Consider the following 12,634-nt stretch of genomic DNA (forward strand, 5'->3'; position numbering starts at 1 on the left):
CAGAGCCGTTCCGGGTCTTGGGTAGCATCCCTCGGCTCGCAAAATCAGAGTGCGTTGATATACCGCATGTTAGGAGCTAAGTGCATAGGTATGTCCCAGCAGCTTTTTGAATACTCGCTATCGCAGATCGGACGAAAGATGATGACATAATCGTTGCGAAGCATTGCGCTGAAGCTGTTTTCGGAGTCAACCTCCCCAATGAGCGAGTAAATCTTCCGATTAGCGTCGTAACGGATCTGCGGGTAAGAGCTGAATTCTGCGGTACTGGGAGCTTTGAGGTAGTCCTCGATGATTGACTCCGCCATCGTTTGCGCGAGCGACCGGTCTGGATGAGTAGGGGAATGGCGCGAGGAAGAATCATTATCTGAATTCCCCGCAAACATCGCTAGTATGACGAGTAGGACAAGCCCTACCAGAACTACCTGCAAACAGCCCTTCATATTGAGGTTTCTTAGGTGGCCATTGCCTGAAACTTGGTTAGCCTGAAAACAGCCTACGACGCATAGTTGATTCATGTGTGATGCGTTCCGCACTCTACGGCAGCGACTCGCACGCTACTTCAGGCAAATCCACTTCCTGGCGACGGCCGCAGGCAATCTGATTAGGCCTTAGCTATATTGGGGTACGTCCCCTATTTCGCTTTCTATTTCGCTATTTCGTTTCTATTTCGTTTCGTAACAGAGACCGGATATGTGGCAATCCGCACGCTATCGTCGCGCCGAGGCACGTAAAGCCAGCCTGGATCGCGAGATCGATCGTATCCCTGAACAGGATCTACGTTCCTTCCATGAGGCACTCTCCGGGAAGACCAAGGACCCCGATACGTTTGCGACGCTTGCCTGGTGCATGGTCGGCATACAGTACATTTACCTCAACCATCCCAAACGGACGCTGCTTGTCATCCTTGCCTATGCGATCGGTGCCCTGACCCTTACTGCTGGCATTGGCCTTGTAATCATTATCGCCACTTTGATCCACGAGCTCGCACAATGTATCGAAAGCCAGGCAATCGTGATGGAGCACAATAACCGTGTGAAGGAAGCGTTGCTCGAGCGTTACAGGGCAGATAGGCAAGTACTAGCGACTCGGCTTTGATTTCCAGCAGGTCACCGAGCTCGAAGCTTACGTTAGCACCTCAAACGGACGAGGGATCACTGTGGCGATCCCCCGTAGCCAAAGCGCGCCTGAAACTGGAGCGGGGCGAAATGGCCGGTTGGTTGGAGGGGCGCCCCTCACCAGCGTGGCGGGTGAGCCTGGTGGGTGAATGCTGTTTGATGGGTGTTTAACAGTGGTCGAAAGGGTGGTTTCCTTGCCCGAGACGACTTCGCAAACTACTTGTCGCCGCGTCGCAAGTTAGTTGTCGCATTACATCAGCGTCATGTGAAGACCATCACCAAACCGGGTCCCCGCTCGGGTCCCCGTTGGACACCGCGCACGGCGGATGGTGAGATAAGTCGTTGTTTATATGGTGGCCAGGGACAGAATCGAACTGCCGACACGGGGATTTTCAGTTCTTTATATTGCGCCACACTGATCCACTTTATACACAAATTCAGTTGCTTATAAAAGTCTACAGCCATAGTATGCCACTACAAGCCGCACCGATGTAGACGCTCTGTGGACACGAACAAATCAATAACAACTTATGAGAGTACTGCTTCCGGACGACGGCGCTGCTGCCAGAAAGAGCTCGCTTGCTCTCTCGATCGTATCGGCAGGACTGTCCAGAATCCTGCCAGCCTTCCACGCGGAGGTATTCATCAGTATTTACGGTCCGCGTTAAGTAGCATTATAAGTCGATGTTGCGACGTGTAGTAGGCGCGGAGAAACCGACTGGCATTTGGACAGGATCAAGGAAGAGATAGCCAGTTCATGCGCTGCTGAGCAGGTACAGGGGGGATATGACAAGACTTTGGATTGTCCGCGCCGGGAAACAGGGCGAACGCGAGCTTGCCGCGATTGAGCGGAGCAAGCTCTTTCCCGGATTCCTTGAAGTTGGGGACCTGAGTGCGTTGAAGGACCGCAATGCGATCCTTGCGCATCTGCAAGAAATTATGCCTAACGCAGGGCATAACCGTCTTCGCAATTTCGCCGCACAACTCAACCAGTTCGTCAACACGATCCAGGAAGGCGATTGAATCGCCCCGGCTATTCCGGAGGCCCGTTGGTGTGAGTCATGCCGCTTTGGCGGACTCGTTGAGTTGCCGATAATACGCCGCTTCGGCCTCAGCGGGGGGCACGTTGCCGATCGGTTCCAGCACCCGCCGGTGGTTGAACCAGTCGACCCAAGCCAATGTCGCCAGCTCCACCGCCTGAGGAGTCTTCCAGGACTGGCGATGGATGACTTCGGCCTTGTAGAGACCGTTGATCGTCTCGGCCAGCGCATTGTCATAGGAGTCGCCGACGCTGCCGACCGACGGCTCGATGCCAGCCTCCTTCAAGCGCTCGGTGTAGCGAATCGACACGTACTGCACTCCGCGGTCACTGTGGTGGATCAGACCGCCGCCCTCGGCCGGTCGCCGCTCATACAGCGCCTGCTCTAGCGCATCGAGCACGAAGTCGGTGCGCGCCGAGGTGGAGGCTTTCCAGCCGACGAGGCGCCGGGCAAAGACATCAATGACGAAGGCGACATAGACGAAGCCTTGCCAGGTCGAGACGTAGGTGTAGTCCGACACCCACAGCGCATTCGGCCGCTCCGCCCAGAACCGGCGGTTGACCCGATCCCGCGGGCAAGGCTTGGCCTTGTCGCTCACCGTGGTCTTGTGCGGCTTTCCCCGCACTACGCCCTGCAATCCCATCTGGCGCATTAGCCGTTCGACCGTGCAGCGCGCCGGCGCGATACCCTCGCGGATCAATTGGTGCCAGACCTTACGAGCGCCGTAGACTCGAAAATTCTCCTCCCAGACCCGGCGGATCTCCCCGCAGAGGTATTCATCGCGGCGTGTCCGCGCCGGGCGCTGGCAGCGACCGGCTTTACGGGCAGCACGCAGATAGTACGTCGACGGGGCGATCGGCAGTATCCTGCAGATCGGCTCGACCCCGTATATGTGCCGGTGGTCGTCGAGGAACGCCTTCATCACTTCGGGCGGCGGTCGAGCTCCGCCTGGGCAAAATAGGCCGAGGCCTTGCGAAGAATCTCGTTGGCCTGGCGCAGCTCGCGAACCTCGCGCTCCAGCGCCTTGAGCCGCTCGCGCTCATCGGTGGTTGTTCCCTCGCGAACACCCGCGTCACGCTGAGCCTGTCGGACCCAGCGACGCAACGTCTCCGAGGTGCAACCCAACTTTGAGGCAATCGCCTGGATCGTGGCCCATTCCGAGGGATAGTCAGACTGGTGCTCGCTGACCATTCGCACCGCCCGTGTCCGGACTTCCGGTGAATACTTCGTCGTTCTGCTCATGGCTCCATACTCTCAAGGTTTGGAGCCTCCGGGAATCCCGGGGCGGTTCAATCTTGTGGTGATGCCGCGCAAGGTTACCAACGGTGTGGCGATCGGCGAAGTCACCGGCGATTACGTCTATGACGCTGACGATCCGCACAAGCACTCACGGACCATTAAATGGCAGGAAGAATCCGTTCCGCGTGACATTTTTAAACAGGATTTACGGCATTCGTTCGGCGCTTTTATGACGATCTGCGAAATCAAACGCAATTCGGCGCTTGATCGTGTACGCGCGGTTCTCAGGACAAGTGCCGATCCCGGCGCGCTTCTTGGCAAGCAGGGGGTTACACCGGCCCATCCCCATGGCGACGAAGCGGAAGCCGAAGACTACGCCACAAATATCGAGGACATTGCCAACCAGCAGATCATTTCGCTCATCAAATCAGAGTTTTCCGGCCATGGGCTGGCTGAGCTTGTCGCGGAGATTTTGCGCGTCGAGGGCTACACGACGAAGGTCTCGTTGCCCGGCCCGGATGGCGGTGTGGATATCCTTGCCGCCGGCGGCATGCTCGGTCTCGGCGAGGACCGAATCTGCGTACAAGTTAAATCGGGAGACGGTGCGGCCAATCACGATGTGGTCCTGCGGCTCATCGGTTCGGTTTCGAACACGCAGGCGCAGACGGGGCTCCTTGTCAGTATCGGAGGCGTGAATCCGGCTGCTCAGAAGGAGCTTGAGAACAATTTCTTCAAGCTTCGGCTGTGGCAGATGCCAGACGTGCTAAAAGCGCTATTTCGGGCCTATCGCGAGCTTTCAGACGAGACACGCGCGAAACTGCCGCTCAAGCAGATATGGGCACCGATAGGGGGAAACGATGCATGAGTACGCATCGCTTACATAGCATCCATAAAGAGCTTGTTGTCGAAGATCACCTAGTCGGGCAGCACTTCGCTTGAGGCCGGCGAGCGTGCGGAACACGGAGTCAGAGTCCTTTGAATCAGCCCACAGCACTCCATTTTCTCCATCGAATTAGTTGCTTATAAAAGTATGAGGCCACATTAGCCCACTTTAATTCATATCGGCGTGGACGCTGCATGGACATGCACGAATCATTTAACTATAAGGTATATAAGCACTATCGAGCTTCACGATAACGACTAAGCCCGCGATCAGAAATGCAGTCGAACAGTATTTTCGTCTGGTGCGGCACTTCTTTGATCGCACTTTGCGTGTCTAGATCCTGTTTTTTTCTACAAGCCTCCTGTAGTGTTCACCTAATGCTGTAAGCCTACATGCTTTACTCTCCATTGCAGCATGCCACATATGTGGAGCATTAACAGGAACAAGAAGATTTAGTCGGTTATACCGCTGAAGAATCGAGAATATTCTCGTGTTCTGTTCATTCGGTGGTGGCATTTCAGCATCTCTTCCTCTCATTTCTGGTTCATATGTTGGATCAAGGGCGTACTGAAATCCAGGCACAGGAAAAAACTCAGTGATTCGTCGCAGATCATCGATATTAATCGGAGGTGAGGACTTGCGTAACGAGACGAACTGCTTAACGTTTGTTTTGAAAACAGGTCGTTGTTCCCAGGCCCCTAATGACTGATCTATGTGAGCATATACACTGCCTGGTGTAATGTCGCCGGTAAGATTAGCGGCACTTCCATTCAGCGCATCCACCAAGAGCGTTGTAAATACTCCCCGCCCATTTTCCTCCGTGGCGTATTGGTCTTTCGTAGATGCGGTTAGCACGGTCAGCCCCTCCGAAAGATTCGCAAGTTGATCTCCACCAGGAGGCGTACCTGCTATGCCAGAATGACAACTATCTAATATGATCACTTTATTCTTAGCGGGAGAAGCGTTTGCCAGTGTCAGAATGCATGATAAAGATACACCTTCATCCCCACGTCTAGAATCCGTGGCAAGTATGTAGCCGCCTGAAGCTTCTATGTGCCCGTGCCCGGCAAAGTAAAGTAGCGCTATTTCGGCGTCAACGTCGAAAAGCCCTTCGATCTGATCTTTCAGATCGCCACGCAGCACTGTGTCTGCTGGCCCTGTTCCAGTTAGAAGGCGGCAATCAAAGTTAACCTCTCCCCCATCGTGCCTGCCCAACGCTGATTTAACAGCATAGGCATCACCAACGCATCCGAATAAATTTCCACCGTGCTCGTAGTAATTTATTCCAACAACAAGTGCAATTCTCATCTGGCCTCATTCCCCCTACACGTCATAGGCTATCGATAAACTTCTCAATAGTTTTCCAGCTCCATACGACAGTCCGCACGCCGGGAAGATCAGTTCTATCGTCCCTATAGGCCCAGATTCCTAGAACCTTCTTATTTTCCTCCTTGGCGCAGGATATTTCCCATCTTTGTCCAGTTGAGGTCAGGGAATTTTTGCTTACAAGGGCAATAACACCATCGGATCTCCGAATCCGAGTGCGAACTCGTTCTTTCCAACGTGAATCGTAAGGCTCCTTCACCGACATATCGATATATTCAAAAGGGGATTTCGTGTTTAAGGATTGGCCTTTCAAAAAATCCCTTTGTCTTTCGTCTTCGATAGCAAATGCTACGAATAACACCTTTTTTTCTGCCATTCCCCCTCCTTTTTTTCGTTACTGTGTTACATATTATATGTTCTTGATCAATACAGCATGTTGATGAAATCGGCAGGTTGGCACCATTTAATCAGATAACTTGCGCTTGATGCTGCGAAGAGTATGCCGAGGGTTTAGTCTTACTCCCGAACTGGCTTCTCGTGCGTTACTACTGGTGCATCACAAAATCCCTTGCTCTCACTCATTGGACGCTCTTGTAGAATCGTACGGCGGATCGTCTCTGCGTTTGGAATGTTTGAGGCGTTCCATCGTACGACCTTTAACCCAGCTTCCTCAAGGATAGCATCCCTTTTCTTATCTTTTCCTTTCTCGTGGGTTCGATCGTCAAGCTCAATGACGCTCACAATCCTAAAGCTTGGGTCGCACACGAGGAAATCGGCGACCTTTTGTCGAGCCTCAGCGAAGCGCGCAAAGTTTTGCTTTCTGTCGCCGCCCTTGGTGAACAGGAACTGGCTGAAAGACACTTGGGATAAAATGACCTGATCCGGTAGAGCGGCTTTTAGGCGGCCGAAGAGAACTTGTTCAGGATCCGAGAGTACTCGCTTAGCTCGGAATTTGGCCGGTGACGGACCGGCCTCACCTTGCGCCCCATTGCGACGGCTTCGCTTTTTGTTGGACGCGAATCCAGAGATGGCCGCAGCTGCTATAGCCAATACCACGAGATATCCAACGCTTTCCATGCTGGCTGGCTCCCTCGGTTAATTACTGTAGATAGGTACGCGCTGAGTGTAGCTATTTCGGCACCGCAGCACTTCTTCGTTCAGGTTCTTATCTGGTCCAATGCACTCTTCAAGGGGTTTGCCCGGCACGTGTATCTCTTTCCAGCCTATGATTTCTCGATCACTTCCGGTGAAGACGTGGACCATGTCACCAACCGTTGTATGTAGGACTTTCTTTAGGCCTCCCCTTATTGTGGGTCCAATGTCTGGAAATCCGTTCGTTTCTGCGGGCGTGCCGTTTCCCTCTGCCTGAATAATTGGCACAGCCAATAGGCCTATTAGTATCGCTGCGGTGGTGGCTATCCTTAGCCTCATGACACCCCCTTCCTTATGAATCAGTGGTCTCGCCTGCTCCTGAACGTCCGGTGTTGCTTTGCGGCTGGACCGGAAGCATTCCCCCTCTTTGGCTTCCGTCCATTACTGTGGTAGTAGCTGGAGCTAGTATCTTTGTTCTAGTTCTCGTTGCTGGTATTTTTCTTGTTTGAACCAGCGGGCCAATGCCCGCTCGGCTATTACTAAGCCTTTTCCGCCCCTGGCGAGTCCCTGCGTGCCCTTTCTATCTCCGGGCTAATCTGTCCCTGTTCCGGCATCGTTTCGCCCGTGAGCAGCCAGTAACTGTATTGCGGCCATTCACGGGCGATCGCTTCCATAACGTCGCCCCTCGGCGAGCTGCCTCTTTGCTCTATCCCTTCGATTGTTCTCATGGGCACGCCAAGTCGCTGAGCAAACCGTGTTCGCCCTTCCCCTATTGATTCCCGTAGCTCACGGACGCGTGCCCCAATCGTTGACATACTACAACTGTCGTGTATCCTCGTAATGTAGGTACTACATATGTAGTAGCCACGGTGCTGCAAAGTGCAACAAAGTGTTTAACAGTGGACTTCGAGCATATGGACGAGCGTGCGATAGGGCAAGGGATTGTGTGGCCGCTTGTGACGAAAGAGCGGTTTGCAGAGCTTAGCGGCCTAGAAGAAGGCATCGTCCGGGGGATGATCGAGAAGGGCCACATCCCGAGCGTCAAGGTTGGCCGTCATCGGATGGTGAACCTTGCGCTGGTGACCCGCGAGTGCTTGGAGCGGGAGGACTGGGCATGAACATCGAAGTTGAGGATACGGGCCTTCGGATTCTGCGTTGCGCCGGCTGCGCCTGCGTCTACGTGCAGCGCTACAGCCGCATTCACCGCGAGTGGCTGCTGGTCTCCTGCCACGGCTCGACCGCCGAAGCCCTGGCGGCGGCTTCCGGATACACGTTTTAGGGGCGCAACGTGAGCACCGAGACGCCCACGCTTACCCCGCGCGACGAGCTCGCCTTCCTGCTCATCGCCTGCCGCCATGCGCAAGCGCTGCTGTCGCTCGCTCGCGGCGAGTTCGCCGAGCGCGCCGCCCTCACCTTCGCCCGCGAAGTGCTGAGCGCGTTGCACCCGGTCTGCACCGGCCTGCGCCGGCCGGCCGATATCGCTTCCGCGCAGGCCGAGCTGCGCAAGGCAATTACTCAACTCCACGCACTCAGCGCGACACGGCACGACCGGCCGAGCACTCCAGGTGCCTTCAATCACCGGCCGCTCGAAGCCACAGCGCGCGCCACAGCCGAACACCGACCCGAAGTCCCATCGACCCAACCCCCTGGCGGCCAAGCGGCGTATGAGACCGGGAAAGCGGTCAACGCCCCCAGCGGCCGGGGCCGTCGAGCGAAGGGAGGTACGGCGCGTCACGCTGGCCGCGCGCCGCAAAAAAGCCGCCAGCCCATCGAGTCCCGCCTAAGGGAAGGAGAACGCTCATGATGCAGCAGACCATCAAAGTCGACGTGCTCGGCGCCCGGCGCGTCAACGTCGACGGCAACACCTACTCAAAGCTCTTCCTCGCCCAGCGCGAGGACGAGAACAAGGACGTCTATGGCGTCATCCCGATGACGCTTACCTGCGAGTCCGAAGTGATCGACCAGTTGAAGGCCCACGAGCTGCCCAAGCTCCTCGAGGTCCGCGTGCTGTTGCGCCTCGCCGGCGGCGGCAAGACCGGCATGCACGCCCTTGGTATCGAGACGGCGGCCAACAACGCCAACCGGCCCGCGCCTTCTGGCCAGAGCCCGGCACAACCGGCCAAGACCTGATGTACGTGTGCACGGAATTCGCCTCTGACGGCGTGACCTGCACCAACTGGGTTGCGCTGCAGCAGGGCGTATTGCCGCCCTTGTCCCTTGAGGATGGGGCGGCTATCGGTGCGTCCGCAATGCTCGTCTTTGCGGTCGCTTGGGCATACCGCCTGCTAAAGCGGGCGGCCTAGCAATGGGGGAAACCGACCATGGGTGGTCCAACGCTTGATGTATCGGCCATTACGACCTTCCTGGATGGCTCCGTTTTGACCGGCGTCACGGCTGTGGCCGGCTCGGCGCTCATCATCTACTTCCTCGTCAAGGGCTATCAGTACGTGCGCCGCGCGGGCTGATCGGCGGGGGCCTCCCACGCGGAGGCCCCTTTCATTCCACGGAGGGTGAGGAATGGAAGGATGGATCGTGCTCGCCGTCATTCTCATGGCTTCCTATCTGCTTTTCTCCTGATAGTGCTCTCGCTGCCGGCGCACGCGCTCGCGCCACCTGTTACCCCAATCGGGCTTCGTCATATCCAAAAGGCCGGGGGCGTGCTCAATGGTCGGGTCACCTACCAGATCGGGCTCGGCCAGGCCGCCACCTACGTCGAGAAAAACATCGCCATCGGCAAGATCAGCATGGGCTCGGTCGCCAAGGGCATCCTCGGCCGGGGGCTCGCCGGCGGTGCCGCCTACCTTGCGCTCACTGCCCTGCTCGAAGGGGCGGGTTATCTCTGGGACGAAGCAGCGGAGGAAGTCAAAAGCCAGGGCGACCCGGGCGGGTATCCCTGCGAGAACGGCAGGTGGGGGAACAACGAGTTTTCGTCTGCCCACACGCCGTGGGCTTGCGACGAAGCGTCGGCTTTTGCGTTGTGGAAAGAGTATCTGCCTACCGCTTATAGCGGCTGGTTCAACTGGGAGATCACGAGCATCGTTCTCACCAGCGGTGATCCGTACGACGACGTGGCGAGTACGCGCGGTTACGTCGAAGTTTGTTATCTGAAAAATGGCGGTAGCGGGCCATCAGAATGCACCGAAGATCAATTTATCGGCGTTTATGACAGCTCGGGGTCGGCAACGCAACCGGCTATACCGGGTGAAACTATTAGTAATGAAACGCTCGGCGAACTCGTCATTGAGCACGGCGATCCTGGGCTATGGGAAGACATGCTCATTGATCCGGTCACGGGCCAGCCCATCACGGTCCAAGAAATTGCCGACGGCATGTGGGATCTGCAAAAAGAGAAAGTCGAGCAGGCCGGGGGCGATCCCGAAACCGTGCCCGCCCCGGCTACGGTGGGCGACGCCGAGGAAGGGACCTCGGAGGAAGCCCCCGAGTCCGATCTTCCGAAGTTCTGCACCTGGGCCACCATCGTCTGCGACTGGGCGGACTGGCAGCAGGAGACACCCGAGGAACCCGAAGCACCGGAGCTGCCGCTCGTCGACGTGCCAATTCCTTCCGATTGGGATTCGGGCTTAGGGACTTCGGCCTGTCCCGCCGCGAGCACCGTGACCATCTGGAACGACACGGTCGTTGAGATCCCCTGGCAGCCCGCCTGCGACGGCGCGGACATCCTCCGGCCCATTCTGCTCGCCATGGCCTACTTCATCGCCGCCGGCATCCTCGTCGGCAGGAGGACGTAATGGGCGCCATGATGGCAACGGTCGGCGGCTGGCTCCTGGGCTCGGCACTCGCCCGCGTCCTCACGGGCGCCGGGCTCACCTTAATTACCGCGACCTGGCTCAGCACGCAAGTGACCGACGCGCTGAACTCGGTCGCCGCGCAATGGTCGGGCCTTCCTGCGGACGGGCTCGCGTTTTTGGCGTACTCGGGGATCGGTACGTATCTCTCCATCATCGGCTCGGCCGTCGTGGCGCGCGCGGCGATCGTCGCGGCGGCGGGCGTTTTGGGCATTGGCAAATCTTGAGGGGGAAGCGTCATGTTGATGCTGATCACGGGGGTGCCCGGGCACGGTAAAACGCTGCGTGCCCTGTGGCATATCAGGCAGCTCGTAAAAGAGGGCCGCACGGTCTACAGCGACATCGACGGGCTTTGCTATCCGGGCGTGGAGCCCGCGCCCGCCGACTGGCGCGACACGCCCGAGGGCGCGGCGGTGGTCTACGACGAGGCGCAGCGCCTGTTCGGCTCCGATGGCCGGGGCGCGGGGCGAAGCGCCCGCGAGGACATCCAGGCCTTTGAAACCCACCGCCACACCGGCCACGATATTTATCTCATTACTCAGCACCCCAACCTCATCCACGCCCACGTGCGTCGCCTGGTCGGCCGGCACGAGCACGTCTGCCGCATCTTCGGCCGGGCGCGGGCGAACGTCCGCTGGCAGGATCGCGCCTGGGAGGTGGACAAGCCCGGCGAGCGCCGCGCGGCGAACACCGAGCTTTGGGCGTACCCGAGCGAGCTTTATGCGTACTACAAGTCGGCCACGATCCACCAGAATACGGCGCGTATCCCGCGCGCCCTCAAGATCGGTGCCGTGGTCGTCGCCTTCCTCGCCGTCGCGGTCGGCTACTCGTTCAGCCACTCCGGCCTTTTCCTGGGCGAAGTGCCCACGGCCGATGGCCAAGCCCACGCCGCACCCTCGGCGAGCCCCGCGAACAGCGCCAACGGCGCCCCAGCCGAACCCGCCAAGGATCTCCCCTGGATCGACAAGGACTGGGCGGACACCTCGACCATGACGGCGGTCGGCGGCTGCATCGCCACCGACTCGCGCTGCCGCTGCTTCACGGTGCAAGGAAAGCCCATCCAGCTCACCACGCGGGAGTGCCAGCGCCGCGTGCGCCAACCGCTGCCTTACGCCATCAACGCCAGCACGCCCGGCGGTGCCCGCCAGGCCTCGGCGGCGAAGGACTCGGAGAAAGAATCGAGCATCGAGGTGCCGGAACCGCCCAAGCGCCCGGTGTGGAACGACGGGGGCGCCTGACATGAGCTGGTTGATCGTCGCAGTGCTCACCCTGGCGGACTGGTACGCCCCGGCCCGGCTCGCCGATCGGCCACGCGCCCATCATGTGGCCGTGGCGCTCGCCGCGCTCGCCTTGTCGGTCCTTGCCGATCTTCTTATTGCCCTCGCGGTGGTGCTGCACCTGCCGCACGGCTCCCTCATTCCTGCTGGGCTCCTGGGCCTGGCGTGCTGCGTGCTCGTGGCCGATGCGCTCTGGTACGGCTTTCACCGCCTCGCCCACAGCATGCTCCTCTGGCCGATCCATCGCTGGCACCACGCCCCGGAGGTCATGAACGTCTGGGTCTACTACCTCGGCCACCCCGTGTTCCAGGCGGCCGCGGCCGGCGTTCGCTATGCGCCGCTTTGGCTACTCGGGGCGAGCACTGAGCAGCTCGCCGGCGTCGCCGCCGTGCAGTTCGCCTGGTCGGCGCTTGCGCACACGAACGTTTGGTTGCACCTCGGCGCCTTCGAGGGCCACCTGCTCGGCCCGGCCTCTCATGCCTGGCACCACGCCCGGGGCTCGCATGTGAATTACGGCATCGTGCTCGGCGTGTGGGATCGCCTCGGCGGCACGCTGCGGACACCGAGCGCCAACCCCGGCCAGCGTAGGCTGCTGCGCTACGGCGTGCGCGATACAGGCCCTACGGCGTGGGAACTCACCAAGCAGCTCGCGTTCCCGTTCGGTCTCGGCGGCGCCGGCGGCGACGGCAAGCGAAGCGTCAGCGGAGCGCGCCGGCGCCAGGCGCCGCGCGCCTGGACGTCCCGGTACCACGTCGTAGAGAACACGGCGCACCCGACCGCGAGACCACACGAAACCACAGGAATCATCGAAATGAACAAAATGTCCCAGGAGCGCTGCAGCCTCGCCTCGCTGCTT

At 58.7% G+C, this 12,634-nt stretch carries 17 protein-coding genes and 1 other annotated feature; of the genes, 12 read left to right on the forward strand and 5 right to left on the reverse strand.

Translation table 11 applies throughout. The annotated features are described in order from the left end of the window. Nucleotides 1-690: 690 nt before the first annotated feature. A complete protein-coding gene (locus tag AC52Q4_RS04275) occupies nucleotides 691-1,095 on the forward strand; it encodes a hypothetical protein (protein ID WP_495535566.1) in 405 nt (134 codons plus the stop codon). 806 nt (nucleotides 1,096-1,901) lie between these two features. Continuing rightward, nucleotides 1,902-2,138: a hypothetical protein gene (locus tag AC52Q4_RS04280; protein WP_495535567.1), complete on the forward strand. Its 237-nt coding sequence runs from the start codon at nucleotides 1,902-1,904 to the stop codon at nucleotides 2,136-2,138. 36 nt (nucleotides 2,139-2,174) lie between these two features. Here the strand turns inward: AC52Q4_RS04280 and AC52Q4_RS04285 are convergent. Continuing rightward, nucleotides 2,175-3,397 (reverse strand): IS3 family transposase gene (locus AC52Q4_RS04285; protein WP_495535568.1). Its coding sequence is split into 2 segments (ribosomal slippage): nucleotides 2,175-3,112 and nucleotides 3,112-3,397, totalling 1,224 coding nucleotides; the frame shifts between segments, so codons are not numbered across the junction. Next, nucleotides 3,003-3,119 (reverse strand) — a sequence feature (AL1L pseudoknot). Its footprint overlaps the gene before it by 117 nt. A gap of 61 nt (nucleotides 3,398-3,458) precedes the next feature. On the opposite strand from AC52Q4_RS04285, the gene AC52Q4_RS04290 reads away from it, so the two are divergent. Next, on the forward strand, nucleotides 3,459-4,259 hold the full coding sequence (locus AC52Q4_RS04290) for a restriction endonuclease (RefSeq protein ID WP_495535569.1): 801 nt from the start codon (nucleotides 3,459-3,461) through the stop codon (nucleotides 4,257-4,259). Nucleotides 4,260-4,610: 351 nt separating this feature from the next. Here the strand turns inward: AC52Q4_RS04290 and AC52Q4_RS04295 are convergent, their stop codons facing one another. The 4 genes from AC52Q4_RS04295 to AC52Q4_RS04310 form a co-directional block, all read right to left on the reverse strand. Beyond that, on the reverse strand, nucleotides 4,611-5,585 hold the full coding sequence (locus tag AC52Q4_RS04295) for a caspase family protein (RefSeq protein ID WP_495535570.1): 975 nt from the start codon (nucleotides 5,583-5,585) through the stop codon (nucleotides 4,611-4,613). A 22-nt stretch (nucleotides 5,586-5,607) separates the two neighbouring features. Beyond that, nucleotides 5,608-5,979, reverse strand: a complete 372-nt coding sequence (locus AC52Q4_RS04300; protein ID WP_495535571.1) for a TIR domain-containing protein — start codon at nucleotides 5,977-5,979, stop codon at nucleotides 5,608-5,610. Between the two features lie 140 nt (nucleotides 5,980-6,119). Beyond that, nucleotides 6,120-6,680: a DUF2726 domain-containing protein gene (locus AC52Q4_RS04305; RefSeq protein ID WP_495535572.1), complete on the reverse strand. Its 561-nt coding sequence runs from the start codon at nucleotides 6,678-6,680 to the stop codon at nucleotides 6,120-6,122. Nucleotides 6,681-6,698: 18 nt separating this feature from the next. Next, nucleotides 6,699-7,034, reverse strand: coding sequence for a hypothetical protein (locus AC52Q4_RS04310; RefSeq protein WP_495535573.1), 336 nt, complete (start codon nucleotides 7,032-7,034; stop codon nucleotides 6,699-6,701). Nucleotides 7,035-7,651: 617 nt separating this feature from the next. Here AC52Q4_RS04310 and AC52Q4_RS04315 point away from each other — a divergent pair. The 9 genes from AC52Q4_RS04315 to AC52Q4_RS04355 all read left to right on the forward strand — a co-directional run. Further along, on the forward strand, nucleotides 7,652-7,813 hold the full coding sequence (locus tag AC52Q4_RS04315) for a MerR family transcriptional regulator (RefSeq protein ID WP_495535574.1): 162 nt from the start codon (nucleotides 7,652-7,654) through the stop codon (nucleotides 7,811-7,813). Next, nucleotides 7,810-7,974 (forward strand): hypothetical protein, encoded by a 165-nt coding sequence (locus AC52Q4_RS04320; RefSeq protein WP_495535575.1) that lies wholly within the window; start codon nucleotides 7,810-7,812, stop codon nucleotides 7,972-7,974. The genes AC52Q4_RS04315 and AC52Q4_RS04320 overlap by 4 nt, the downstream gene beginning before the upstream one ends. 9 nt (nucleotides 7,975-7,983) lie before the next feature. Continuing rightward, the gene (locus tag AC52Q4_RS04325) at nucleotides 7,984-8,499 is read left to right on the forward strand and encodes a hypothetical protein (RefSeq protein WP_495535576.1); all 516 of its coding nucleotides are present in this window, start codon (nucleotides 7,984-7,986) and stop codon (nucleotides 8,497-8,499) included. Then, nucleotides 8,496-8,825 carry a hypothetical protein gene (locus tag AC52Q4_RS04330; RefSeq protein WP_495535577.1) on the forward strand — a complete coding sequence of 110 codons (330 nt, stop codon included), beginning with the start codon at nucleotides 8,496-8,498 and terminating at the stop codon, nucleotides 8,823-8,825. The genes AC52Q4_RS04325 and AC52Q4_RS04330 overlap by 4 nt, the downstream gene beginning before the upstream one ends. Before the next feature lie 191 nt (nucleotides 8,826-9,016). Next, nucleotides 9,017-9,160 (forward strand): major capsid protein, encoded by a 144-nt coding sequence (locus AC52Q4_RS04335; protein ID WP_495535578.1) that lies wholly within the window; start codon nucleotides 9,017-9,019, stop codon nucleotides 9,158-9,160. A 192-nt stretch (nucleotides 9,161-9,352) separates the two neighbouring features. After that, complete coding sequence (locus AC52Q4_RS04340) at nucleotides 9,353-10,444, forward strand: virulence factor TspB C-terminal domain-related protein (RefSeq protein WP_495535579.1); 1,092 nt, start codon at nucleotides 9,353-9,355, stop codon at nucleotides 10,442-10,444. Next, nucleotides 10,444-10,728 (forward strand): DUF2523 family protein, encoded by a 285-nt coding sequence (locus AC52Q4_RS04345; RefSeq protein ID WP_495535580.1) that lies wholly within the window; start codon nucleotides 10,444-10,446, stop codon nucleotides 10,726-10,728. The genes AC52Q4_RS04340 and AC52Q4_RS04345 overlap by 1 nt, the downstream gene beginning before the upstream one ends. 12 nt (nucleotides 10,729-10,740) lie before the next feature. After that, the gene (locus AC52Q4_RS04350; protein ID WP_495535581.1) at nucleotides 10,741-11,739 is read left to right on the forward strand and encodes a zonular occludens toxin domain-containing protein; all 999 of its coding nucleotides are present in this window, start codon (nucleotides 10,741-10,743) and stop codon (nucleotides 11,737-11,739) included. A gap of 1 nt (nucleotide 11,740) precedes the next feature. Beyond that, nucleotides 11,741-12,634: sterol desaturase family protein (locus tag AC52Q4_RS04355; protein ID WP_495535582.1), on the forward strand; the 894-nt coding region annotated here is incomplete at its 3' end.

The organism is Nitrococcus sp. (assembly GCF_059432795.1).

Bases quoted from the DNA above. Each gene is read 5' to 3' on its own strand.
- AC52Q4_RS04345 (WP_495535580.1), top strand. From the start codon at position 10,444: ATGGGCGCCATGATGGCAACGGTCGGCGGCTGGCTCCTGGGCTCGGCA.
- AC52Q4_RS04305 (WP_495535572.1), bottom strand. From the start codon at position 6,680: ATGGAAAGCGTTGGATATCTCGTGGTATTGGCTATAGCAGCTGCGGCC.
- AC52Q4_RS04330 (WP_495535577.1), top strand. From the start codon at position 8,496: ATGATGCAGCAGACCATCAAAGTCGACGTGCTCGGCGCCCGGCGCGTC.
- AC52Q4_RS04320 (WP_495535575.1), top strand. From the start codon at position 7,810: ATGAACATCGAAGTTGAGGATACGGGCCTTCGGATTCTGCGTTGCGCC.
- AC52Q4_RS04350 (WP_495535581.1), top strand. From the start codon at position 10,741: ATGTTGATGCTGATCACGGGGGTGCCCGGGCACGGTAAAACGCTGCGT.
- AC52Q4_RS04295 (WP_495535570.1), bottom strand. From the start codon at position 5,585: ATGAGAATTGCACTTGTTGTTGGAATAAATTACTACGAGCACGGTGGA.
- AC52Q4_RS04275 (WP_495535566.1), top strand. From the start codon at position 691: ATGTGGCAATCCGCACGCTATCGTCGCGCCGAGGCACGTAAAGCCAGC.
- AC52Q4_RS04290 (WP_495535569.1), top strand. From the start codon at position 3,459: ATGCCGCGCAAGGTTACCAACGGTGTGGCGATCGGCGAAGTCACCGGC.
- AC52Q4_RS04300 (WP_495535571.1), bottom strand. From the start codon at position 5,979: ATGGCAGAAAAAAAGGTGTTATTCGTAGCATTTGCTATCGAAGACGAA.
- AC52Q4_RS04335 (WP_495535578.1), top strand. From the start codon at position 9,017: ATGGGTGGTCCAACGCTTGATGTATCGGCCATTACGACCTTCCTGGAT.
- AC52Q4_RS04310 (WP_495535573.1), bottom strand. From the start codon at position 7,034: ATGAGGCTAAGGATAGCCACCACCGCAGCGATACTAATAGGCCTATTG.
- AC52Q4_RS04280 (WP_495535567.1), top strand. From the start codon at position 1,902: ATGACAAGACTTTGGATTGTCCGCGCCGGGAAACAGGGCGAACGCGAG.